At 67.3% G+C, this 23836-nt stretch carries 17 protein-coding genes and 3 rRNA genes; 14 read left to right on the top strand and 6 right to left on the bottom strand.

What is annotated here, in order from left to right:
• Positions 1-43 precede the first annotated feature (43 nt).
• The 7 genes from QPJ90_RS16510 to rrf all read left to right on the top strand — a co-directional run bounded on the left by QPJ90_RS16510 (position 44) and on the right by rrf (position 9827).
• Positions 44-937, top strand: coding sequence for an alpha/beta hydrolase (locus QPJ90_RS16510; RefSeq protein WP_290132224.1), 894 nt, complete (start codon positions 44-46; stop codon positions 935-937).
• A 328-nt stretch (positions 938-1265) separates the two neighbouring features.
• A complete protein-coding gene (locus QPJ90_RS16505; RefSeq protein ID WP_290132223.1) occupies positions 1266-2231 on the top strand; it encodes a C40 family peptidase in 966 nt (321 codons plus the stop codon).
• Positions 2232-2267: 36 nt separating this feature from the next.
• On the top strand, positions 2268-2672 hold the full coding sequence (locus QPJ90_RS16500) for a hypothetical protein (RefSeq protein WP_290132222.1): 405 nt from the start codon (positions 2268-2270) through the stop codon (positions 2670-2672).
• Positions 2673-2681: 9 nt separating this feature from the next.
• Positions 2682-3914 (top strand): 23S rRNA (adenine(2503)-C(2))-methyltransferase RlmN, encoded by a 1233-nt coding sequence (gene rlmN / locus QPJ90_RS16495; RefSeq protein WP_290132221.1) that lies wholly within the window; start codon positions 2682-2684, stop codon positions 3912-3914.
• Positions 3915-4456: 542 nt separating this feature from the next.
• A 16S ribosomal RNA gene (locus QPJ90_RS16490) occupies positions 4457-5978 on the top strand.
• A gap of 450 nt (positions 5979-6428) precedes the next feature.
• Positions 6429-9556, top strand: a 23S ribosomal RNA gene (locus QPJ90_RS16485).
• A 154-nt stretch (positions 9557-9710) separates the two neighbouring features.
• A 5S ribosomal RNA gene (gene rrf, locus QPJ90_RS16480) occupies positions 9711-9827 on the top strand.
• The 16S, 23S and 5S rRNA genes sit together here, the layout of an rRNA operon.
• A 104-nt stretch (positions 9828-9931) precedes the next feature.
• Here the strand turns inward: rrf and QPJ90_RS16475 are convergent.
• From QPJ90_RS16475 to QPJ90_RS16455, 5 genes are all read right to left on the bottom strand, one after another.
• Complete coding sequence (locus tag QPJ90_RS16475) at positions 9932-10558, bottom strand: response regulator transcription factor (RefSeq protein ID WP_290132220.1); 627 nt, start codon at positions 10556-10558, stop codon at positions 9932-9934.
• Positions 10555-11754 carry a sensor histidine kinase gene (locus tag QPJ90_RS16470; protein WP_290132219.1) on the bottom strand — a complete coding sequence of 400 codons (1200 nt, stop codon included), beginning with the start codon at positions 11752-11754 and terminating at the stop codon, positions 10555-10557. Before QPJ90_RS16470 ends, QPJ90_RS16475 begins: the two co-directional genes overlap by 4 nt.
• Before the next feature lie 53 nt (positions 11755-11807).
• Complete coding sequence (locus QPJ90_RS16465; RefSeq protein WP_290132218.1) at positions 11808-12614, bottom strand: ABC transporter permease; 807 nt, start codon at positions 12612-12614, stop codon at positions 11808-11810.
• On the bottom strand, positions 12611-13450 hold the full coding sequence (locus tag QPJ90_RS16460) for an ABC transporter ATP-binding protein (RefSeq protein WP_290132217.1): 840 nt from the start codon (positions 13448-13450) through the stop codon (positions 12611-12613). Before QPJ90_RS16460 ends, QPJ90_RS16465 begins: the two co-directional genes overlap by 4 nt.
• A 144-nt stretch (positions 13451-13594) precedes the next feature.
• On the bottom strand, positions 13595-16096 hold the full coding sequence (locus tag QPJ90_RS16455; RefSeq protein ID WP_290132216.1) for an excinuclease ABC subunit UvrA: 2502 nt from the start codon (positions 16094-16096) through the stop codon (positions 13595-13597).
• A gap of 103 nt (positions 16097-16199) precedes the next feature.
• On the opposite strand from QPJ90_RS16455, the gene QPJ90_RS16450 reads away from it, so the two are divergent.
• The 7 genes from QPJ90_RS16450 to QPJ90_RS16420 all read left to right on the top strand — a co-directional run bounded on the left by QPJ90_RS16450 (position 16200) and on the right by QPJ90_RS16420 (position 21431).
• A complete protein-coding gene (locus tag QPJ90_RS16450) occupies positions 16200-16478 on the top strand; it encodes a hypothetical protein (protein ID WP_290132215.1) in 279 nt (92 codons plus the stop codon).
• Entirely contained in the window at positions 16478-18220 is a 1743-nt protein-coding gene (locus tag QPJ90_RS16445; RefSeq protein WP_290132214.1) for an alpha/beta hydrolase, read from the top strand. Before QPJ90_RS16450 ends, QPJ90_RS16445 begins: the two co-directional genes overlap by 1 nt.
• A gap of 53 nt (positions 18221-18273) precedes the next feature.
• Positions 18274-18696 (top strand): hypothetical protein, encoded by a 423-nt coding sequence (locus QPJ90_RS16440; RefSeq protein ID WP_290132213.1) that lies wholly within the window; start codon positions 18274-18276, stop codon positions 18694-18696.
• A gap of 211 nt (positions 18697-18907) precedes the next feature.
• Positions 18908-19345 (top strand): hypothetical protein, encoded by a 438-nt coding sequence (locus QPJ90_RS16435; protein WP_290132212.1) that lies wholly within the window; start codon positions 18908-18910, stop codon positions 19343-19345.
• A 2-nt stretch (positions 19346-19347) separates the two neighbouring features.
• Positions 19348-19893 carry a hypothetical protein gene (locus QPJ90_RS16430; RefSeq protein ID WP_290132211.1) on the top strand — a complete coding sequence of 182 codons (546 nt, stop codon included), beginning with the start codon at positions 19348-19350 and terminating at the stop codon, positions 19891-19893.
• 248 nt (positions 19894-20141) lie between these two features.
• Positions 20142-20900 carry a DUF4839 domain-containing protein gene (locus QPJ90_RS16425; RefSeq protein ID WP_290132210.1) on the top strand — a complete coding sequence of 253 codons (759 nt, stop codon included), beginning with the start codon at positions 20142-20144 and terminating at the stop codon, positions 20898-20900.
• A gap of 21 nt (positions 20901-20921) precedes the next feature.
• Positions 20922-21431, top strand: coding sequence for a hypothetical protein (locus tag QPJ90_RS16420; RefSeq protein ID WP_290132209.1), 510 nt, complete (start codon positions 20922-20924; stop codon positions 21429-21431).
• 12 nt (positions 21432-21443) lie between these two features.
• On the opposite strand, the gene QPJ90_RS16415 is transcribed toward QPJ90_RS16420, so the two are convergent.
• On the bottom strand, positions 21444-23378 hold the full coding sequence (locus QPJ90_RS16415) for a 3'-5' exonuclease (protein WP_290134260.1): 1935 nt from the start codon (positions 23376-23378) through the stop codon (positions 21444-21446).
• Between the last annotated feature and the right edge of the window lie 458 nt (positions 23379-23836).

Raw genomic sequence — 23836 nt, 5'->3', positions numbered from 1 at the left:
CCTCCATGGCGCGTCCACGGCACCGCGCGGCTAGCGTCGAGGCATGCACGCCGACACCCGCACCGGACCGACCTCGGACGGTCAGGCACGGGCGCTGCGTCGCGACGTCGTGCGGGTGCGCGGCGAGGGCACACCCGTCCTGGTCCTGCACGGCACCCCTGGCGGGGTCGACACCGCCGACGTGATGGCACGGTTCCTGCCGTCCGACGGGTTCCGGGTCGTCACGGTCTCGCGTCCGGGCTACCTCGGCACGCCCGTCCGCCACGGCCGCAGCAGCCTCGACGACGACGCCGACCGGGCCGTCGCACTGCTCGACCGGCTCGGCATCGACCGAGCAGCCGTGTTCGCGTGGTCCGGTGGCGGACCGAGCGCCTACCGACTGGCCGTGTCCCACCCCGACCGCGTCTCGGCGCTCGTCGTCGCCGCCGGGCTCTCCGCACGATGGAGGCCCCCGCGCACGACCCCCGCCGAGTGGTTCGTGACCCAGACCCGGGCCGGCGCCCTCGCCTCCGCGCTCGCCGCACGGGTCGTCCCCGGGCTCGTGGTCCGCACGGCGATCGCCGGGGTGAGCTCGCTCCGCGGGGCAGCGCTCGACGCCCACGTCCGCGACGTCATGGCGGACCCTGGTCGTCGCCGCTTCGTGCTCGACCTCGCGGCCACCGGCAACAGCTCCGGCGCGCACCGCGACGGCTGGCGCAACGACGTCGCGAACCTCGGCGCGATCACCTCCCTCGACCTCGGGGCGGTGCGGGCACCGACGCTCCTCGTGCACGGTGACGCGGACACCGACGTCCTGCCGGAGCACAGCGAGCGGGCACTCCGCGAGGTGCCGGACGCCGAGCTCCTCCGGCTCCCGGGCGGCACGCACTTCGCGGTGTGGGACCACCACGACGCCGCCGCGGTGCAGGAGCGGGTGCGGGCCCACCTCCGCGGCTGATGCCGCGGCCGACCGGGGGACAACTCGGGGGACAGCCCGGTGCACGTGCCGGTCCGGCAGGTCGGGTCCTGAGCGGACCGCCTCGCGACCGACCGGGAGGCCCGGATCGCCGCCGTCATGCGGCAGACGGCCGCCGGATGGCCGGCACCGCAGCCGTGGAGTCCATCTGAGGACCCTGCAAGGAGCGGCGGTTCCTGTGACCAACCGCAGGAACACGCCGGAACCGCCCAGCATCGCGGTCCGTCGTGACCAATACGTTACTTTCTCGGGTCGTCCCTCCGGTGGGCCGGCCCGAGCCGCCTCTCCCGAGGTCGCGACGGAAGGAACCATGGGACGCCACGCTCTGCCCGCAGCAGCCGACAGCCAGCACGCTGAAGCGCTGCCCGCACCCTCCGCTCCCTCCCCGTCGACGGCCGACCCCGTGCTCCGCCGTCCGCGCGGTCGTCGCTCCGCGCTCGGCCCCGCCGCCGCTCGGTCGACCTTCGTCCAGCCGACGAAGCAGTCCCGCGTCGTCGCGATGCGTCCCGTGCCCGTCGCGGCCGCCGGCTCCGCCGTGCTCTCCCGCACCGCGACGCTCAAGGCCGAGCGCGCCCTCGACCCCCGGCACGTGCGTCGTGCCGCGAACGCCAAGCGCGCCGCGATCCTCCTCGCACCGGCGCTGGCCGTGACCTCGAGCCTGACCCTCGCCGTGCCCGCGAACGCCGCGACCCCGTCGACCGAGGCGCACTCGGGCACGACGACCTCGCAGTCCGCGCTGGCCGGGGTCCCTGCCGCCGAGCTGCAGACCTACACCGTGGCGCACGACGTCGAGGTGCCCGTGACCGCGATCGACGGGGTCTCGACCACGACCACCGTGGTCTCCTACCCGACCGTGGTGACCCGGTTCGGTGTGACCACGGCGCAGGCCGAGTCGGCGATCTCCGCGGCGCTGTCCGCCGGCGGTGACCGTGCGAGGATCCTCGCGACCGCGCTCCAGTACCTGGGGGACCCCTACGTCGAGGGCGGTGCCTCCCACTCGGGCATCGACTGCTCGGGCCTGACCATGGTCGCGTACGCCGCCGTGGGCATCCCGCTCGTGCACTACGTCCCGACGCAGGACGCCGCGGCGACGACCATCCCCGAGTCCGAGGCGAAGCCCGGCGACCTCGTGGTCTACGACAACGAGGACCACGTCGGCATCTACCTCGGCCAGGGGCTCGTCCTGCAGGCGCCGCACCCGGGCGAGGTCGTCGACATCGTCCCGATGTACCCGGCCGCGCACCACTTCGCGCGCCTCCTGCCCGCCGGGAGCTGACCCGCACCGGGCCCTCGGCCCCCGTAGGGTGGGCCCGTGACCGACCAGACCGCCGTCCGACCGTCATCAGCGCGGTGGGCCATCGACCTCGTGGTGATGCTCGCCGCAGCGGGCGGGGTCGTCCTGTCGCTCGTCGTCGCGTGGTTGCTGTTCCTCACCGCCGCGTTCTCGGACGAGGCGAACGGACTGGCCGGTGCCCTCGGGTGGTTCGTGCTCGCGTGGCTCCTCGGTGTCGGCCTGCCCGTGACGTGCCTCGTCACCGGTGCCCGAGGTCTGCGCCGTCGGGTCGGTGCCGCTCACGGCTGGGCGATCGCCACCCTCGTGGTCGGTGTCGCGGCGACCGCGATCGGCGGTCTCGTGGTCGGGGGCGTGACCCTCGCCCTGCTGCCCGCCGCCTTCGCACCGGCTGCCGTGCCCGCCCTCGTCGTGGGCCTCCCGTAAACTGGCGTGATGGCCTCCGAGACACGCACCCCGTTCGAAGAGCAGCGTTCTGCTCGTCCGCAGGTGCGCCCGCGCACCGAGGGCTGGACCCAGGCGCAGGACTCCGCGGGCCGCCCGCTCCTGCAGTTCGCGTCGCCGAAGCGCGGGAAGCCGCCGGTGCACCTCGCTGACCTCACGGTCGAGGAACGCGTCGAGAAGGTCAAGGAGCTCGGCCTGCCGGCGTTCCGCGCCAAGCAGCTCTCGACCCACTACTTCACGCACCACACGTCGGACCCGGCGAAGATGACCGACCTGCCGGCCGCCCAACGCGACGAACTCGTCGCCGGCATGCTCCCGCCGCTGCTCACCGAGACCCGGCGACTGGCGACGGACAACGGCGACACCATCAAGTTCCTCTGGAAGCTCCACGACGGCGCCCTCGTCGAGTCGGTGCTCATGCGCTACCCGGGCCGCATCACGCTCTGCGTGTCGTCCCAGGCGGGCTGCGGCATGAACTGCCCGTTCTGCGCCACGGGGCAGGCCGGGCTCACGCGGAACATGTCGACGGCCGAGATCATCGAGCAGATCGTCCGGGCGAACGCAGCGATCGCCGCCGGTGAGCTCGGGGGCGACCCTCGCAAGGGCGGCAAGGACCGCGTCGACGCCGAACGGGTGACGAACATCGTCTTCATGGGCATGGGGGAGCCCCTGGCGAACTACAAGCGCGTGATGGACGCCGTGCGGACCATGGTCGCGCCGCAGCCGAACGGCCTCGGCATGAGCGCCCGCGGCATCACCATCTCGACCGTGGGCCTGGTCCCCGCGATCAAGAAGCTCGCGGACGAGAACATCCCGATCACCTTCGCGCTCTCCCTGCACGCACCCGACGACGAACTCCGCGACGAGCTCATCCCGGTGAACTCGCGGTGGAAGGCCGATGAGGCCATCGACGCCGCGTACGAGTACTACGCGAAGACCGGTCGCCGCGTGTCGATCGAGTACGCGCTCATCAAGGACATGAACGACCACGCCTGGCGCGCCGACCTGCTCGCCGAGAAGCTCAACGCGCGCGGTCGTGGCTGGGTGCACGTCAACCCGATCCCGCTCAACCCGACGCCCGGCTCGGTGTGGACCTCGTCCGAGCCCCACGTGCAGGACGAGTTCGTCCGCCGCCTCAACGCTGCCGGCATCCCGACGACCCTCCGCGACACCCGCGGCAAGGAGATCGACGGCGCCTGCGGTCAGTTGGCTGCGGCCGAGTAGACGGCTGGGCATGTCTGCCTGGAGGCACGGTGCGGTTCCGCACCTGGGCACACGCCGCCGGTTCCGAGGCGACGCGCCAGCGGCGGATCGGCCGTGCCGGTGGGGAGCCTTCCGTCGTTCCCGGGGTCGCCTTGGCACCGTCCGGGCGGCGCGGTACCCCGACTCCCGCGTGTTCCCGGGGAAGTCGGGGGACGACACGCCCGGGATGCGACACGTGTTGGCGCTGCCGTTCACCTCTGCGTAAAGTAATCACTCGTTGCCGCTGAGGCGGAGAACGGAACGGCCGGAACGGTCGCTTCCGAGTCTCGCCCGGGCAACGAACCAGCCTCTCTGACGATGCCCGCTGAACTGTGGGCCGAGTGGGGAGTGCGTCTGGTCCTTGAGAACTCAACAGCGTGCACATTGTCAATGCCAATTTATTGACCCCGTGGCCGAGCTTGCTCGGTTCGGAGACAATTCCTTTTGGATAGACAGAATTGTCAGTTGACAGTTCTTTTTGTCAGTATCAACTCGGCCATGCTTTCGGGTGTGGTTGGTAATTTTTTACGGAGAGTTTGATCCTGGCTCAGGACGAACGCTGGCGGCGTGCTTAACACATGCAAGTCGAACGATGAAGCCCAGCTTGCTGGGTGGATTAGTGGCGAACGGGTGAGTAACACGTGAGTAACCTGCCCCTGACTCTGGGATAAGCGTTGGAAACGACGTCTAATACTGGATATGACTACTGGTCGCATGGCCTGGTGGTGGAAAGATTTTTTGGTTGGGGATGGACTCGCGGCCTATCAGCTTGTTGGTGAGGTAATGGCTCACCAAGGCGACGACGGGTAGCCGGCCTGAGAGGGTGACCGGCCACACTGGGACTGAGACACGGCCCAGACTCCTACGGGAGGCAGCAGTGGGGAATATTGCACAATGGGCGAAAGCCTGATGCAGCAACGCCGCGTGAGGGATGACGGCCTTCGGGTTGTAAACCTCTTTTAGTAGGGAAGAAGCGAAAGTGACGGTACCTGCAGAAAAAGCACCGGCTAACTACGTGCCAGCAGCCGCGGTAATACGTAGGGTGCAAGCGTTGTCCGGAATTATTGGGCGTAAAGAGCTCGTAGGCGGTTTGTCGCGTCTGCTGTGAAATCCCGAGGCTCAACCTCGGGCTTGCAGTGGGTACGGGCAGACTAGAGTGCGGTAGGGGAGATTGGAATTCCTGGTGTAGCGGTGGAATGCGCAGATATCAGGAGGAACACCGATGGCGAAGGCAGATCTCTGGGCCGTAACTGACGCTGAGGAGCGAAAGCGTGGGGAGCGAACAGGATTAGATACCCTGGTAGTCCACGCCGTAAACGTTGGGCGCTAGATGTAGGGACCTTTCCACGGTTTCTGTGTCGTAGCTAACGCATTAAGCGCCCCGCCTGGGGAGTACGGCCGCAAGGCTAAAACTCAAAGGAATTGACGGGGGCCCGCACAAGCGGCGGAGCATGCGGATTAATTCGATGCAACGCGAAGAACCTTACCAAGGCTTGACATACACCGGAAACGGCCAGAGATGGTCGCCCCCTTGTGGTCGGTGTACAGGTGGTGCATGGTTGTCGTCAGCTCGTGTCGTGAGATGTTGGGTTAAGTCCCGCAACGAGCGCAACCCTCGTTCTATGTTGCCAGCGCGTTATGGCGGGGACTCATAGGAGACTGCCGGGGTCAACTCGGAGGAAGGTGGGGATGACGTCAAATCATCATGCCCCTTATGTCTTGGGCTTCACGCATGCTACAATGGCCGGTACAAAGGGCTGCGATACCGTAAGGTGGAGCGAATCCCAAAAAGCCGGTCTCAGTTCGGATTGAGGTCTGCAACTCGACCTCATGAAGTCGGAGTCGCTAGTAATCGCAGATCAGCAACGCTGCGGTGAATACGTTCCCGGGCCTTGTACACACCGCCCGTCAAGTCATGAAAGTCGGTAACACCCGAAGCCGGTGGCCTAACCCTTGTGGAAGGAGCCGTCGAAGGTGGGATCGGTGATTAGGACTAAGTCGTAACAAGGTAGCCGTACCGGAAGGTGCGGCTGGATCACCTCCTTTCTAAGGAGCATCTGGTCTCGTGCAGTCCTCGTGGCTCGCAGGGATCCAGGCGCCGATGCAACCCGAGTGTGGTTGCCGGTAGCTCATGGGTGGAACATTGACAGTGCAGTCGTCGGCGCGTCTGCCGATCTCAGTACGGCTGGTCCTTCGGGGCTGGTCAGGAACGGGTTGGTGGGCAGGCGGGGTGGCTGGTGCACGTTGTTGGGTCCTGAGGGACCAGGCTTCCCGGCCGCTTGGTCGGGGGTTGAGCCGTGACAGTCGGGGCCTTCGGGTCGTGGGTGTTGCTGGTTCTTCGATGGGCCACATGAAGCTGACGCGAGAGTGTTGGGGGAGTGTGGTGCCGATCGTATGTTGAGAACTACACAGTGGACGCGAGCATCTTAGATCGCTCGTGACGATGACCGGCTTGTGTTGGTTGTTGTTCGAGTCGATCGCAATTTTAATCTTTGTGGTCAAGTTTCTAAGAGCAAACGGTGGATGCCTTGGCATCTGGAGCCGAAGAAGGACGTAGAAATCTGCGATAAGCCTCGGGGAGCTGATAATCGAGCTGTGAGCCGAGGATTTCCGAATGGGGAAACCCCGCCAGGCGACTTGTCGACCTGGTGACTCCCGCCTGAATATATAGGGCGGGTAGAGGGAACGTGGGGAAGTGAAACATCTCAGTACCCACAGGAAGAGAAAACAACATGTGATTCCGTGAGTAGTGGCGAGCGAAAGCGGATGAGGCTAAACCGATCATGTGTGATAGCCGGCGGGCGTTGCATGGTCGGGGTTGTGGGACACGTCGCTCAGTTCTGCCGGACTGGGACGGTTACAGCGCATCATAGTCGAACCGGTTTGAAAGCCGGGCCGTAGTGGGTGCCAGCCCCGTAGACGAAATGGTGTTATGGCCGGATGTGTATCCCAAGTAGCACGGGGCCCGAGAAATCCCGTGTGAATCTGTCAGGACCACCTGATAAGCCTAAATACTCCCAGATGACCGATAGCGGACAAGTACCGTGAGGGAAAGGTGAAAAGTACCCCGGGAGGGGAGTGAAATAGTACCTGAAACCGTTTGCTTACAAACCGTCGGAGCCTCCTTGTAGGGGTGACGGCGTGCCTTTTGAAGAATGAGCCTGCGAGTTAGCGATATGTGGCGAGGTTAACCCGTGTGGGGTAGCCGTAGCGAAAGCGAGTCTGAATAGGGCGATTGAGTCGCATGTCCTAGACCCGAAGCGAAGTGATCTATCCATGGCCAGGTTGAAGCGACGGTAAGACGTCGTGGAGGACCGAACCCACTTCAGTTGAAAATGGAGGGGATGAGCTGTGGATAGGGGTGAAAGGCCAATCAAACTTCGTGATAGCTGGTTCTCTCCGAAATGCATTTAGGTGCAGCGTTGCGTGTTTCTCGCCGGAGGTAGAGCTACTGGATGGCCGATGGGCCTCAACAGGTTACTGACGTCAGCCAAACTCCGAATGCCGGTGAGTGAGAGCGCAGCAGTGAGACGGTGGGGGATAAGCTTCATCGTCGAGAGGGAAACAACCCAGACTACCAACTAAGGCCCCTAAGCGTGTGCTAAGTGGGAAAGGATGTGGAGTTGCATAGACAACCAGGAGGTTGGCTTAGAAGCAGCCACCCTTGAAAGAGTGCGTAATAGCTCACTGGTCAAGTGATTCCGCGCCGACAATGTAACGGGGCTCAAGCACACCGCCGAAGTTGTAGATTTCGCACACTCGATAAGCCTTCGTGGTTCAGTCGTGCGGAGTGGTAGGAGAGCGTCGTGTGGCGAGTGAAGCGGCGGAGTAATCCAGCCGTGGACGCTACACGAGTGAGAATGCAGGCATGAGTAGCGAAAGACGGGTGAGAAACCCGTCCTCCGAAAGACCAAGGGTTCCAGGGCCAGGTTAATCCGCCCTGGGTAAGTCGGGACCTAAGGCGAGGCCGACAGGCGTAGTCGATGGACAACGGGTTGATATTCCCGTACCGGCGAACAACCGCCCAAGCTAATCCAGTGGTGCTAAGAGTCCTAACCCGGACCAGCGGATCCCTTCGGGGTGATGCGGGCCGGTCTAACGCTCGACCCCATGCTGGTGCGGCTAGCGTATGAACAGGTGTGACGCAGGAAGGTAGCTGAGCCAGGCGATGGTATCCGTAAGGTGAACCTGGTGTAAGGATGTAGGGCTGACGATAGGCAAATCCGTCGTCTGTATGCCTGAGATCCGACGCGTACCCGTTTTGGGGAAATCAGTGATCCTATGCTGCCGAGAAAAGCATCGACGCGAGGTTGCAGCCGCCCGTACCCGAAACCGACTCAGGTGGTCAGGTAGAGAATACCAAGGAGATCGAGAGAATCGTGGTTAAGGAACTCGGCAAAATGCCCCCGTAACTTCGGGAGAAGGGGGGCCGGAACCGTGACCGGACTTGCTCCGTGAGCGGTGAAGGCCGCAGAGACCAGTGGGAAGCGACTGTTTACTAAAAACACAGGTCCGTGCGAAGTCGCAAGACGATGTATACGGACTGACGCCTGCCCGGTGCTGGAAGGTTAAGAGGAAGGGTTAGCCTTTGGGCGAAGCTCTGAATTTAAGCCCCAGTAAACGGCGGTGGTAACTATAACCATCCTAAGGTAGCGAAATTCCTTGTCGGGTAAGTTCCGACCTGCACGAATGGCGTAACGACTTCCCAGCTGTCTCAACCGCGAACTCGGCGAAATTGCACTACGAGTAAAGATGCTCGTTACGCGCAGCAGGACGGAAAGACCCCGTGACCTTTACTACAGCTTGGTATTGGTGTTCGGTGTGGCTTGTGTAGGATAGGTGGGAGACTGTGAAGCGGGCACGCTAGTGTTCGTGGAGTCATTGTTGAAATACCACTCTGGTCACTCTGGATGTCTAACGTAGGACCCTGATCGGGTTCATGGACAGTGCCTGGTGGGTAGTTTAACTGGGGCGGTTGCCTCCCAAAGAGTAACGGAGGCGCCCAAAGGTTCCCTCAACCTGGTTGGCAATCAGGTGGCGAGTGTAAGTGCACAAGGGAGCTTGACTGTGAGACTGACAGGTCGAGCAGGGACGAAAGTCGGGACTAGTGATCCGGCAGTGGCTTGTGGAAGCGCTGTCGCTCAACGGATAAAAGGTACCTCGGGGATAACAGGCTGATCTTGCCCAAGAGTCCATATCGACGGCATGGTTTGGCACCTCGATGTCGGCTCGTCGCATCCTGGGGCTGGAGTAGGTCCCAAGGGTTGGGCTGTTCGCCCATTAAAGCGGTACGCGAGCTGGGTTTAGAACGTCGTGAGACAGTTCGGTCCCTATCCGCTGCGCGCGTTGGAAATTTGAGAAGATCTATCCCTAGTACGAGAGGACCGGGATGGACGAACCTCTGGTGTGTCAGTTGTTCTGCCAAGGGCACCGCTGATTAGCTACGTTCGGACCGGATAACCGCTGAAAGCATCTAAGCGGGAAGCCGTCTTCGAGATGAGATTTCCATGCACCTTGAGTGTGAGAGGCTCCCAGCAGACTACTGGGTTGATAGGCCGGATGTGGAAGCGGGGACTAACGACCCGTGGAGCTGACCGGTACTAATAAGCCGAAGACTTGACAACACAACTATTTCCCACACTTTCGGGTGTGGGGCTCGCGTCCACTTTGTGGTTCCCGACAGACGATCGGGAACACGAAACTGAACACCGCGCTGTGCTCGAATCTGAGCGCCCGCGGAACAGCTTTCGAACTTCCAAGCGATTGGGTCGAAAGTGTTCCGGTGGTCATAGCGAGAGGGAAACGCCCGGTCACATTCCGAACCCGGAAGCTAAGCCTCTCAGCGCCGATGGTACTGCAAGGGGGACCTTGTGGGAGAGTAGGACGCCGCCGGACTCAACGTTGCAACACCAGGGAACCCCTGACCACCACGTGGTCCGGGGTTTTCTGCGTTCACGGGCAGTTTCTCTCCGGTCCAGCCGCTCGTTGGCCGGCCGGTGTCAGGGGAGGAGCCCGAGCTCCATGGCGCGGGTGACGGCACGGGTGCGGTCGTTCACGCCGAGCTTCTCGAACACATGGCCGAGGTGGGTCTTCACGGTGGTCTCGCTGAGGAACAGCGCACGGCCGATCGCCGGGTTCGAGTTGCCCTGTGCGACGAGCTGCAGGACGTCGAGTTCGCGCGGCGAGAGCGACGGACCCGAGACCATGGAGCCGGTGGTCCTGCGCACGAGGGCGGCGACGGCTGAGGGCGCGAGGGCGGTCTCTCCGCGGGCGGTGGCCCGGACGCCGGCGAGGATCTCCGATTCGGGAGCAGCCTTGAGCAAGTAGCCCGCGGCGCCGGCCTCGATCGCGGCGAGGATCTGGTCGTCGGACTCGTACGTGGTGAGGATGAGGACGCGCATGCTGGGCTCCTGGGCGAGGATCTGCGCCGTCGCCGCGTCGCCGTTCATGCTCGGCATCCGGAGGTCCATGAGGACGACGTCAGGGAGCTCCGCGAGCGTGACGGCCACGGCTGCGTCGCCGTCACTCGCCTGGCCCACGACCTCTACGTCGTCGGCTTCCTGCAGCAGGGCGACGATGCCGCTGCGCACGATCGGGTGGTCGTCCGCGACGACGACGCGGATCACTGCGCGGCTCCGGTCAGGGGCTTCGCGGCACCGGTGCGATCCGGTGTGGTGGTCGTGGGGAGCGTCACGTCGACGACCGTGCCGCGACCGACCTCCGTGGTGATGGTGCACGTCCCGCCGGCGAGGGCGAGACGCTCGCGGAGCCCTCGGAGTCCGTGCCCCACGGTCGGCGTGTGCGGGTCGAAGCCGGAGCCGTCGTCGACGACGCGCAACCCGACCTGGTCGGCGGCCACGGTGAGGTGGACCTGCACCGAGGCGGCGTCGGCGTGCGCGCGGACGTTGGCCAGTGCCTCCTGGCCGGTGCGCAGCAGCACCACCTGCGTGTCGCGGTCGAGCACGCAGTCCGGTGCGGTGACCGCGACCGGGATGCCGGTTTCTCGGGTGAAGCGTTCGCCGAGGCGGTGCAGGGCAGCGGCCAGTCCGTCGCCCGCGATACCGGCGGAGCCCGCGGCGACGAGGGTGCGGGACTCCTCGAGGGCGGCGCGAGCGGACTCCTCGAGGATGGTGAGGCGTTCGTCGAGTCGGTCGACGCGGTCGGCGGCGAGGTCGCCACGGGCACGTTCGGTGAGCATGACGATGCCCGCCAGGTTCTGGGCGACGGTGTCGTGGAGCTCGCGGGCGAGGCGTTCGCGTTCGCTCGTCACGCCGGCGCGACGGTGCGCCTCGGCGAGGGAGTCCTGCGTCGCACGGAGTTCGTCGATGAGTCGGCGTCGTTCGTCGGAGAGCTCTGCGATGCGCGTGATCCAGAGTCCGAGGGCGCAGGCTCCCGCGACGCTGATCGACTCGACGAGGAGCGTGCCGACGAGACCCGACGGCCCCGAGGCGATCTGCAGGCCCACACCGGACGCGACGCCGATGAGCACTGAGACCGCGACCGCCGTGCGCACCCGTTCGACTTGGCACCACGCGACCGGGAACAGGACGCACTGGATGAAGGCGGTGCTCGGGACGACTGCCGGCAGGACAAGTGCGACGGCGACGAGCAGCGGGACGAAGCCCGCCGCCGCACGGGGCGTCTCGTACCCGCGCCACCCGTAGCCCACGTAGGCGATGGCGAGTACCCCGAGTGCCGTGAACGCCGGCCAGCGAGTCGACCACGGGGACCAGTCGAGGGCGGCGATGACCGCGACGAGCGCGATCGTGACCCCGACGGCCACGTGGAGGCCCCAGTTGCGGTGCGCCGTGATCCGGTCCATCGGCCCAGCATCCCATCGACCGGCAGCTGAGCGGGCGTTCTCCACAGCCGGCATCAGGCGTCCTTGCGGTTCCACCGGAACGTCAGGAGGCACACGACGACGCCCACGACCAGCCATGCTGCCAGGATGAGCGCTCCCCACCCGAGGTGCCACGCGCCTCCCGGCTCTGCCGACGCGAACTGCGAGGGCAGGAAGACCGATCGCATGCCCGACGCCATCCAGCGCAGCGGGAATGCGCCCGCAACGTCTTGGAGCCAGACGGGTAGTTGCGTGAAGGGCAGGTACACGCCGGAGATGAATTGCAGGACGAGCACCACGGGGACGATCGTCGCCGTGGCACGTCGGCCCTCGCGGGGGAGCGCCGAGATCGCGATGCCGAGGACGCTGCTCACGGCGATGCCGAGCAGCACGATCCAGGCGAAGGTCCACCAGCGGCCGCCGTCGGTGGGCAGGTTGACGCCGAACACGAGCCGTGCGACCGCGAGGAGGATCGCGGTCTGCAGGACGCTGGTGACGAGCACCATCCCGATCTTCCCGGCGAAGTAGGAGAGCACGGGGAGCGGGGTGCCGCCGAGGCGTTTGAGGGTGCCGTCGCTGCGCTCACCGGCGATGTCGACGCCGAGCGACTGCGTCCCGGAGAGCAAGATGCCCGTCGCGACCAGCCCGGGGAGGTAGTAGGTGGCGTAGTCGACGTTCGCGCCTGGGCCGGGTCCGATGTCCGGCGCGCTGCTGAACGCGACCGAGAAGAGCGCGAGCATGACGATCGGGAAGAGGAAGGTGAAGAACACCGAGTCGGGTGCGCGGAAGTAGGAGCGGATCTCGTAGCCGACGCGGTGCGCAGCGATCGTCGCGGTGTTCATCGGGTACCGACCATTCCGAGGTAGACGTCCTCGAGGGACGGGCGGATGACTTCGAGTTCGTGCATGGCGTTCGGGATGGTCCGGATGTGGCGGGCGGCGTCGTGCGTACGGGTTTCGTGCCGGGTGCCATCGTCGTCGCGCCACCGGACGAGAGGGGTCCGTGCCTCGGCGCCGCCGATCTCGTCGATCGGGGCGATGTCGAGGAGCTTCCCGTCGGCGATCACCGCGGCGCGGTCGGCCAGGTGTGCGGCCTCGTCGAGGTAGTGCGTGGTGAGGAGGATCGTCGTGCCCTCGGCCTGCACACCGCGGAGCAGGTCCCAGAACGTGCGCCGGGCCTCGGGGTCGAAGCCGGTCGTCGGCTCGTCGAGGAAGAGCACTTCGGGGCGGCCGATGATCCCGAGCGCCACGTCGACGCGTCGGCGTTGGCCCCCGCTCAGTCGGCTGATCCGCGTGTTCCGCTGCGACTCCAGTCCGGTCGCGGCGAGGAGCTCGTCGACGCTGCGGTGCCGCGGGTAGAGGGTCGCGAAGTGTCGCAGCTGCTCCGCCACGGTGACGTTCGGCGACTCCGCGCTGGTCTGCAGCACGATGCCGACGCGGGCGTTGTGGCTACGGCTCGCGCGCGCCGGGTCGTGGCCGAGGACCCGGACGTCGCCGCCGGTGCGGGAGCGGTACCCCTCGAGGACCTCGACCGTGGTCGTCTTGCCGGCGCCGTTCGGGCCGAGGAGGGCGAAGGTCTCACCGCGGGCGATCGTGAAGGACACGTCGTCGACGGCACGCTTGCCGGTGGCGTACTGCTTCTCGAGATGGCTGACCTCGATGGCTGGGGTGTCGGGCATGGGTCCAGCCTGACGCGCCGTGCAGCCCGGCGGTTCGACCGGTCCGGTGGACCCGCATCCTCCGATCGGAGGATGCGGGTGGTGAGGACGGTCGGACGGGAGGTGCGGGGCGGGCTGGTGCCGTGCCTCCCGTCCGTCCCGTGGTCAGGACCCGATGGCGGACCGCAGGAAGGGTGCGGTCCTGCTGTCAGCGGACGCGGCGACCTGGGCCGGCGTGCCGGCCGCGACGACGCGGCCGCCGTCGCCGCCCCCGGCCGGACCCATGTCGACGACGTGGTCCGCCTGCGCGACCACCGACATCACGTGCTCGACCACGACGACCGTGTTGCCGGCGTCGGTGAGCTGCTGCAGCTGCGCCGTGAGGAGTTCGACGTCCGCGGGGTGCAGGCCGGTCGACGGCTCGTCGAGCAGGTACAACGTGTGGCCCGAGCGCGCCCGCTGGAGTTCCGTGGCGAGCTTGATGCGCTGGGCCTCGCCGCCGGAGAGCTCCGGCGCGGGCTGGCCGAGCCGGAGGTAGCCGAGGCCGACGCTCCGGAGGGCGGTGAGCGCGCGGGCCGCCGCCGGGAGGTCGGCGAGGGCGTCCGCCGCTTCGTCCACGGTCATGCCGAGGACGTCGGCGATGGACGAACCCTCGCGGCGGACCTCGAGCGTCTCGGCGTTGTAGCGCGCACCGTGGCACTCCGGGCACGGCGCCCAGCTGCCCGGGAGGAAGAGGAGCTCGACGGACACGGAGCCCTCGCCCTGGCAGACCTCGCAGCGGCCGCCCTCGACGTTGAAGGAGAACCTCCCCGCGGTCCAGCCGCGCTCCTTCGCGTCCGTCGTCGCTGCGAACGCCTGGCGGACGGCGCCGAACAAGCCCGTGTAGGTCGCGAGGTTCGAGCGCGGTGTGCGGCCGATCGGCTTCTGGTCCACCTCGACGACGCGGGTGATGAGCGGGTGCTGGGCTGCGACGGCGGGGAGGACGCCGCCGACGAGTGAGGACTTGCCCGAGCCGGACACGCCGGTGACGGCGGTCATGACGCCGAGCGGGAGGTAGAGGTCGAGGCCGCGGCCGGTCGCGTCTTCGCGGCCGGTCGTGTCGCCTCGGAGGTTGTGGAGGGTCGCGTCGCGGATCTCGAGGACGCCGACCGGCTCGCGCTGGCGGCGGACCGGGCGGTCTCCTGACGGTTGGAGGTAGCGGCGGGTGACGCTCTCCTCGACCTCCGCGAGTCCCTCCGGTGGTCCGCTGTAGAGCACGCGACCACCGCCCGAACCCGCGCAGGGGCCGACGTCGACGATCCAGTCCGCACCTCGGACGATGTCCATGTCGTGCTCGACCACGAAGACGCTGTTGCCGCCGGCGCGGAGGTCGTCGAGGACCCGCACGAGCGACTCCGTGTCGGCCGAGTGGAGGCCCGCGCTCGGCTCGTCGAGGACGTAGACCACGCCGAAGAGCCCTGAGCGGAGCTGTGTCGCGATGCGGAGGCGCTGCGTCTCGCCGGGGGAGAGCGTCGGGGTCGCCCGGTCCAGCCCGAGGTAGCCGAGTCCGAGGTCGATGAGGACCTCGATGCGGCTGCTGAGGTCGCGTGCGATCGATCGCGCCACCTCGGACCGCTCGCCCGAGGTCACCGTGCTCTGCGCCGGGGTCGGGTCGGTCAGCTCGGCGGCCGGCCGGAGCACCTCGACGAGGTCGGTCAGCGGGAGTGCGTTGAAATCGGCGATGCTCAATCCACCGAACGTCACCGCGAGGGCCGCGCGCGTCAGACCCGAGCCGCCGCAGAGCTGGCACGGGCCGGACTCCACGAAGTGCAGGGCCTTGTTCCGCTGCGTCTCGCTCTGCGAGTCCGCGAGGGTGTGCAGCGTGTACTGCCGGGCGCTCCAGAAGCGGCCCTTGTAGGGCTTCGCCACGCGGTCGCGCTTCGGGTGCACCTCGACGACCGGCTGCTCCTCGGTGAAGAGCAGCCAGTCGCGGTCGGCCCTCGGCAGGTCCTTCCACGGCCGATCGATGTCGTAGCCGAGGACCGCCGTCACGTCGCGGAGGTTCTTGCCCTGCCAGGCACCCGGCCAGGCGGTGATCGCGCCCTCGCGGATGGACAGTGCGGGGTCGTGGACTGCGGAGGCCTCGGTCACCTCGTGCGCGGTGCCGAGACCGTGGCAGCGTGGGCACGCTCCCGCGACGGTGTTCGGCGAGAACGAGTCGGAGTAGAGCTGTGTCGCGCCCTCGGGGTAGGTGCCGGCGCGCGAGTAGAGCATCCGGACCGAGTTGCTCAGCGTCGTCAGCGTGCCCACCGTCGAGCGAGTGCTCGGGGCGCCGCGACGCTGCTGCAGGGCGACGGCCGGGGGCAGACCCGTGATCTCGTCGACATCGGGTGTGCTCCCCTGTGCGATCAGCCGTCGGGCGTACGGGGCGACGGACTCGAGGAAGCGGCGCTGGGCCTCGGCGAAGACCGTCCCGAACGCGAGGCTCGACTTGCCCGAGCCGGAGATGCCCGTGAAAGCGACGATGCGGTCGCGGGGGATGTCGACGTCCACGTCGCGGAGGTTGTGCTCGCGGGCGCCGCGGACGCGGATGAAGCCGTCGGGGGCTGTCGTGCTGTCGGCGGGCGGCGCGGTGCTGGCGGTGGGCGGCGCGCTGCTGGCGGCGGGCTGGTCGTGCGGGGCGAGCATTCGTTCGAGCGTAGGCGGGGTGGCTGGACGGCCGGGCCGCACGCTCAGATATGATATCTTGCAGTACAGTGGTCGAGGGGTGACGAAGGCAACAGGGGGAACGATGGCGGATCTTCGGGTCTCGTACAGCACGCTCGACGGGGTGCACGATGCGCTCGGCACGGCGACGAGGACGTTCGACGACGCCGAGGTGCCTGCGGACGGGGGTGCCTTCGGGGCCGACGACGTGACGCAGGCGTTCGCGACGTTCCGGACGGCGCAGCAGCGCTCGACCGAGTGGCTCGCCGACGTCAGCCGAACGCTCGCGCAGTACGCGCACGACACGCAATCGTCCGTCCGGAACGCCGACGAGGACCTCGCCGGGAAAGCTGGACGTCAGTGATGTCGGCCGACCCGTTCGCCGGAGACCCCGGCGCCGTCAAGAAGCTGTCGGGCGCCTTGACCGACCACCAGGACGACATCCGCCGCGGCGCCACGAGGGTCGCCCGTACCGCCGACGACACGGACGACTGGACCGGAGCGGCGAAGGACCGCTTCGCCGCCACCGTGAGCACGATCCCGTCCGCCGCGCACCGCATCATCGGCCGACTCGACGCTGCGATCGACGTGCTCGACACCTACGCCGACGCGGTACGGCGGATCCAGGACGAAGCCGAGCGGATCCGGGCGGCGCAGCTGACGAACGCGGTGGACGCGGCCGCGAACGTCGTCGCGCTCACAGCGGCGAACATGGTCGCCGCGGGGGAAAATGCGACCGAAGCCGACGGCTGGCAAGCTCGACGGCTGCAGTCCGACGCGGACGACCTCGCCGCCACAGCCTCGCGGTTGCAAGAGGAATGGGACGACCTCGTCGAACGGCGGGCGGCTGCCGACCGAGCTGCAGCGTCGGCGCTGTCCGACACGGACGTCCTCGGTGTCGCACTCTCGTACGCCGGCTCGCTCGGTGCGATGAGCGACGCAGGCTTCCTCGCAGCCGTCGTCGGCATGCCGCCCGAGGTCCTCGCGGCGCAGGGCCGGCCGGTCGCCGATCGTCTCGCGGGGATGCCGCCCGATACCGTCAGGGCGTGGTGGGACGGCCTCGGTGGCCGGGGGAGCGCCGGGGAGCACTCGGCGGCGCAGGACGCCTTGATCACGGCGTTGCCGGCGGTGGTCGGGAACCTCAACGGGGTGCCGTACTGGGCGCGGGACCAGGCGAACCGGGTGAGCGCGCAGCGGGCGTACGCGCGGGCGGAGGATTCGGTCCGTGCAGCGCGGAAGGCGCTCAAGGAAGCGGTGGGGAGGACAGCGCAGCAGGCCGCACAGAAGCGGCTCAACGATGCGCTCACCCGAGAGAAAGACCTGAAGAACTTCGTCGCGGGGGCGAGAAAGAACCTGCAACTCATGCACGACGTGCCGCGGCAGATGGTGTCGTTCTCTCCGACCCATCCGCCCATCGGCGCGTTCTCGGTCGGAGATCTCGACACTGCCGACAGTGTGTCCTACCTGGTTCCGGGGATGGGGAGCTCGCTGAAGGACACGACGCAGTGCATGGCGGCCGCTTCGAACGTGGTCGGTCTGCATCAGGCGTCGGGATCGAAGCCCGACACCGCCATGGTGACGTGGCTGGGGTACGAGGCGCCTCCGAACTTCGTCACCACGGGCAATCGTGGCGTCTTCGGAGAAGCGTACGCGGATGCAGGAGCCCAGAACCTCGCCGCAGACCTCGAAGGTTTCCGCGCAACGCGCCCGGAGACGCAGCTCGACGTCGTCGCACACTCCTACGGATCCACGGTCGCGGCCATCGCGCTCCACGACCACCCCGACCTCGGCGTGCACTCGTTGGTGACGCTGGGATCCGCAGGCATCCCCGCGAGCGTGCCGGACGCGGCCGCGACCCACGCTGAGCACATGTACGCCGCACAGGCCGTCGAGCGATGGGACGTCGCCTACATCGGTCGAAAGTACAGCATGCCGCACCGACTCGACCCCGCTGACGACTTCGGGGCCACGAGGATCAGCACCTTTGAGGGGAACCGAGTGAACGTCCACGACCTGACCGTGCACAGCCCGGAGAATCCTGACTACGGCTACCTCGACGAAGGCACCAACAGTCTGCTGACCGTGGCGCGGGTGACGCTACCGTGATCGATGTGCGTCACGCCCCGAACCGAAGCAGGCTTGCCGCATTGGCAGTCCTGATGTCCACCGTCGCCGTGCTCGCTGGATGCGCAGCAGGAGGGAAGACCATGACGCCTGAAGAAGCTCGACAGGGCGCGCTCGCGATCCTCAGCGAGACGACGAAGACCACCGATCTCGAGTGGTCGACACCCGGCGCCCCGACGGGCAAGAAGTGCTCGGATGGCGTCAGTTATCAGTACATGGTCCACGCCCCGATCGAGTCGAAGCAGCGCGAGCTGGCCGATGGTCTGGCAGAGTACTGGCGCTCGAAAGGTCTCCACGTCGAGCGGAGTCAGCAGGATTTCGGCGAGAAGTACGGCGGTGTGTACGCGGCGACGGCCAAGGCTGGTGGACAACCCGGTGCTGCGTTCGAGATCACGAGCAGCAATGCCTTGGTCTACGTCAATTCTCAATGCGTTGCCGGCGACCCCGACGACGAGTGACGAGCGATGTGACGGAGCGCCGGTCCGGATCGGTTCCGAGACGAGCACTGGCAATCAGCTTCGTGGCCTGCTACGTGAGCATCCACGGGCTCACCGCGCGCCAGAGACTCGGTGACGTCGGGGACATGGATATCGGAACCTTTGTGCCGCGCGATGTGGCGGAGGTTAGGCAGCCGTGAGGGCTCAGCGAAGGATCGGGATCCTCGTCGTGATGGGAGCGCTCGTCTCAGTCGGTTTGACGGCGTGTGCTGGAGGGGATCAGCCGATGCCATCACCAATCGAAGCCAAGGCCGCCGCAGTCGAGCTGCTGTGGCAGACCGAGGCAGCGGTCGAACTACCGTGGCCGGACACTCCGAAGCCTTCTGCCGAGAAATGCCAGGGTGGCGTCGCATTCAGCTATTTCGTGTCGATGAAGACCGCGACGGACGGTCGCTCGGTTGCACAGACCTTCCAGCGACTGTGGAGCTCGGAGGGGCTGACGGTCGACCCGTCGAAGACCGACTTCGGCGGCGACGGCGGGATCCTCTACTCGGCAACGGCCGATGCCATTGGAGCCGCGGGAGCCGCTTACCAGGTGAATGCAAGGTCCATCGTCGTGCGGATCACCTCGCAGTGCGCCGACGGATCCGTCGACGACTACGACGAGTGACGATGTTGCAGTGGACCGCCCAGGCCGATCGGGCAAGACCGAAGACGGGAAGGCGAGCGCCCTACCGTGCGCTTCCGCAAGGCGTTTCCGCGCTCCTCGCTGTCACAGCCGTCGCCGCCCTCGGCGCATGCTCCTCCTCCGAGCCAAGCCTCGCTGTGTCGGTCGACGCAGCGAAGGCGCAGGCGGTATCGGAACTCCGGTCGGTCCTCGCCCTCGCGCCGGACACCTGGCCGCCGGACGTTCCGCAGCATGTGGCGAACGACTGCGAAGTCGGCGGCCGGACAGCCGTTCAGTTCAGCTACTTCGTCGAGGCCCTCCGGCCCGCCGACCCGGAAGCGCTCGTCGAACGGACCGGAGCACGCTGGAAACGCGAGGGTTACGAGCTGTCGACGACCCGCACCGAGATGGACCCCGAGACCGGTACCGTGTCCGCGGTCGTCGCACGGGCCGACGGCAAGCCGCGGGCGTCGACCGCGGCCACGAGGGTTCGCGCTCACGTCAGCGTCGATTCGCTCTGCGTCGCGGGCGACCCCGACGGCCATCGGTAGGCGACGAGCTCACCGCAGCCGGGTGGACGCGCGCTTGTCGGCTCCATTCCGCGAGTGCACTGCAAGCCACCGACTGAATGCGCCGAAGAGGCGTCGACCGACGCTGCCGCTCTGAGACTTCGGATGCGCGCTTCCGAAGAGAATTCGCAAGACGCAGCGGGAGAGCGGTCCGGGGTGACAGAGAGTCTGCCGCTCTCGCTACGCTTCGATGGTTGCCAAACTCGAGGACTATTCGAATGAAGGATCACATGGCCGACGAGCCAGTCCGGTACGAGACACGCACGGTCAAGTGCGTGCGGGGCATGGAAGCGCGCACGGCGGCGCGCTGGCAGCAGGACGGATGGGAGGTCGTCTCGCAGAAGCAGGGCCGACTGCAGTCCGAGCTCGCGCTCCGCCGCCCGGCGCGGAAGCTGCCCCGGAACGTCATTGCGATCGGTGGGGGAGTCGCTGCCGCACTCGTCGTCGTCATCGTCCTCGGTGCGACTGGAGTCTTCGGCGACGACAGCAACGGCGGCAGTGACGCCGTGGCGGACCCTCCCTCCGCCAGCTCGACCGCCAAAGCTCGCGTCGAGACGCCCGAGCCGTCCCCTACGCCGACGTCGGATGCCCAGGCCGAACCTGCCGTCGTCACGGCAGCGAACTCGCCGGAGCTGGCCGCGCTGCTGCAGCTCACGGAGAACTGCGACCCGTCGATCGACGCCTTTGCGAAGCAGTACGAGGGACGAACGATCGCGTTCGACGGTTCGATCTTGAAGATGAACAACCACGGCAGCTACGCCACGCGGTACGACATGCTGATCGGTGCTGGCGACTACAGCACGACGTCAAGCCGCGGTCCGTCGTTCCAGTTCGAGGACGTCAACACGACGTTCGACATGCATTACACGGGCGACGTGCCCGACACGATCGGCGAGGGGACGAACCTCGGCGTGACGGCGACAGTGGGCGAGTACAACCCGACGCAGTGCCTCTTCCGGCTGGAACCCGTCGAGACGGTGGTTCGGTAGCACCAGCCGTACAGTGCAACCGTGAAGTTGCCAGTGCTGCCTTTCGTCCCCGCCGATCTGTCCATCCGGCAGTTGCTGGCCGCATCGGTCGCGGTGATCGACGAGCTCCTCCGACGCGGACTCGTCCGCACGCGGAACGCACCGCTCGGCGACCTCGCCGAGACGATCGCCCTCCGCGCCTACGGCGGCGTGCTCGCGCCCAACTCCGAGAAGAGCTACGACCTGCTCACGGATGATGGTCGCAGGATCCAGGTCAAGGCTCGGCTCGTCGATCCCGCCGATCGCCGCTCGCAACAGTTCTCGGCGTTCCGGTCGTGGGACTTCGACGTCGCGGTGTTCGTGCTCCTCGACGCGCGGACCTACGACATCATCTGGGCGCGGGAGCTTACGAGCATCGATGCGCAGCAGCTCGGGAGGCGCGTCGAGCACACCAACTCATCGGCGGTCCTCGTGCGCCAGGTCGCCGCCGCCGGTCGGGACGTGTCGCAGGCCATGATCGAGGCGTTCGAGAGCCTGGACGAGCCCGGCTGAGGCACGGTCCCCTCAGCGTCCGCTCCCCGCCCCGCTCCTCACGCCCACCCACAGCCCGTCCCGCGCCCGCGTCATCCCGACGTACAACTCCCGCCGGCCGCGTTCCCGCAGTTCCCGCTCGGTCTCGGACGGCGCACCCGGCGCCGGATCGATGAGCCGAGGGTCGACGTGCGCCAACAACACCTGCTTGAACTCGAGCCCCTTCTCCCGCTTCACCGTGCCGACCCGAACGGCGTTGGACGTCCTGCCCGAGTACTCGTCGAGCATGATCACCGGGACCCCCGCGTCACGCAGGACGCTCCGGACGTCGTCCGCCTGCCGCTTCGTCGCCGTGAGGATCCCTACGTCGCCGTGCCCCGTCCCGATCAGCCGCAGGACCTCGCGCAGTCGCTCGACCATCGAGCGGTCGTGCTCGGCCCGGCTCGAGAACCGGTGGAACGCCGGCGCCGGCCCCGAACGCGAGATCGCCGACACCGCGTCGCCGACGCCGTCCACGCCCTCGATGTCGACGAACTGGTCGTCCGCCACCATCTCCTTCGCGAACTCGAGGATCTCCGCCGTGTTGCGGTGGTTCACGTCGAGCACGACACCGCGGCCGGACAGGCTGATCCCGACCTCGCCGAGCGTGTAGCCGCCCGGGTAGATCGTCTGCTGGCCGTCCCCGATGAGCGTCAGCCCGTCGGCGCGATCCCCGACGAGGTGATGCATCGGCGAGACCATCGTGCACGACAGGTCCTGCGCCTCGTCGACGATCACCGCGTCGTACCGCTCGAGCGGCGCCGCCGCGACCGCGTCGCGCGCGAGCAGGACGATGTCCTCCCAGTCGTGCGCGCGCCGCTCGCGCAGCCCGCGCGAGTACGCCTCGTACAGGTCCCACACCGCCTGCCGCGTCTCCACGGGCAGCGCGTGCTTGCGCCCGACGCGCGCCAGGTCCGCGTACTGATCGAAACGCGTCAGGCCGCGCCCCTTGATCACGTGCTTGATCTCGTCCTCCCGGTAGGAGGGCGAGAAACGCGAGGACCGCAGTGGACTGGAGGCGCGGATCGCGTTCCAGGCGTCGTCGAACGCGAGTCGCGCCTCCCGTCCGGGCACAGGGAACGCGATCCTGCGTTCCTTCAGCAGGCGCGTGGCGAACGCGTGGTTGCCGACGAAGTCGATGCGGCCGACCATGTCGGGCGCGAGGCGCTCGGGGAGCGACTCGAGCACCTTCGGCAGAGTCCCGATGTAGGTGGTGAAGAGGACGCGGCCGCCGGTCGAGCGTGCGAGGTACGCGGCGCGGTGGAGGCCGACGACGGTCTTGCCGGTGCCGGCGGCGCCGCGGATGCGTGCCGGGCCGTTGAAGCTGCGGCGGACGAGCTTGGCCTGGGCGGGGTCGAGGAAGGCCATCCAGTCCTCGATGGGTGCCTCGAGGACGCCGTCGAGGAGCTGGTCCGTGAGCTCGTCGTCGAGCGTGGGGATCGTCGGGGCGGGTTCGCGGGGGAGGGCGGCTGCGGGGACGACGATCTGCGGCGGTGTCGCTGCGTCCTCGCCGATCACGGGGAAGTGTGTCAGCATCGCTGCGAGGACCTCGTCGAGGCGTGACGCCGAGATCCGGGCGCCGCGCTTGGTGATGTGGCCGACGAGGTCGTGCGTGCCGATGACGTCGACGGAGGCGACGCGGGCGTGCATGCGCTTCTGGCCGGCGAGTGCGGCGACGGCGTGGACCTCGCCGGGTGCCAGGCCGATGTCCGCGAGGGTGGCCTCGGTGCTGTATGCGAGGTCGGCGAGGCGGGCGATGTCGTCGGTGACGTCCTCCTGGCCGCGGGTGATCCGGTCGCCGTGGACCGCGACCTCGCGCCAGGCCTTCGTGTCGACGATGAAGACGCCGGCGCGGCCCACGACGACCATGTCCACCTGGGCGGTGCGGCTGCCGGGCCAGCGGCGGTCGGCGAGGAGGTGGTAGCCGATGCCGGCGAGGGGGGGGCGAGGAGTTGGGCGGTCTCGCTCTCGGTGCGTTCGGCGATCTCGAAGCGGGCTGCGCGTTGCTCGGCGTCGTGTGCCTGGCGTCGGAGCTCTTGTGCGTGACTGCGTTGGCGGCGTGCTTCGACACCTGCCGATTCCCCAGCGATCGTCATGGTGCTGTCCCTCGGGGAGCTCCTGATCCTCGGTGCCGTTCGTCGTCCCCGCGACGAGTGGTGTTGACCATCCTCGTGGTTGGGGATGTGGGGCGGGAGTACCCGTTGTCGGGCAGTGGCCGCGGGGGCGAGCCAGCCGCGGAGCACGGGCCGCTATCGAACATGAATGACGAAGAACGGCGTCCCCACCCGGCAGGCAGGGGACTTGGGCCTGCCTGGGTGCGAAGCCCGAAGTCCGTGTGCCTGTCGTCTTCGTGATCGAGTTCGCACCCGGTGGAGCCGGAACCAGCT

Source organism: Curtobacterium sp. 458, from assembly GCF_030406605.1.
Classification (GTDB): domain Bacteria; phylum Actinomycetota; class Actinomycetes; order Actinomycetales; family Microbacteriaceae; genus Curtobacterium.
The sequence above is the reverse complement of the archived record's forward strand: the minus strand, read 5'-3'. Positions and strand labels throughout refer to the sequence as shown.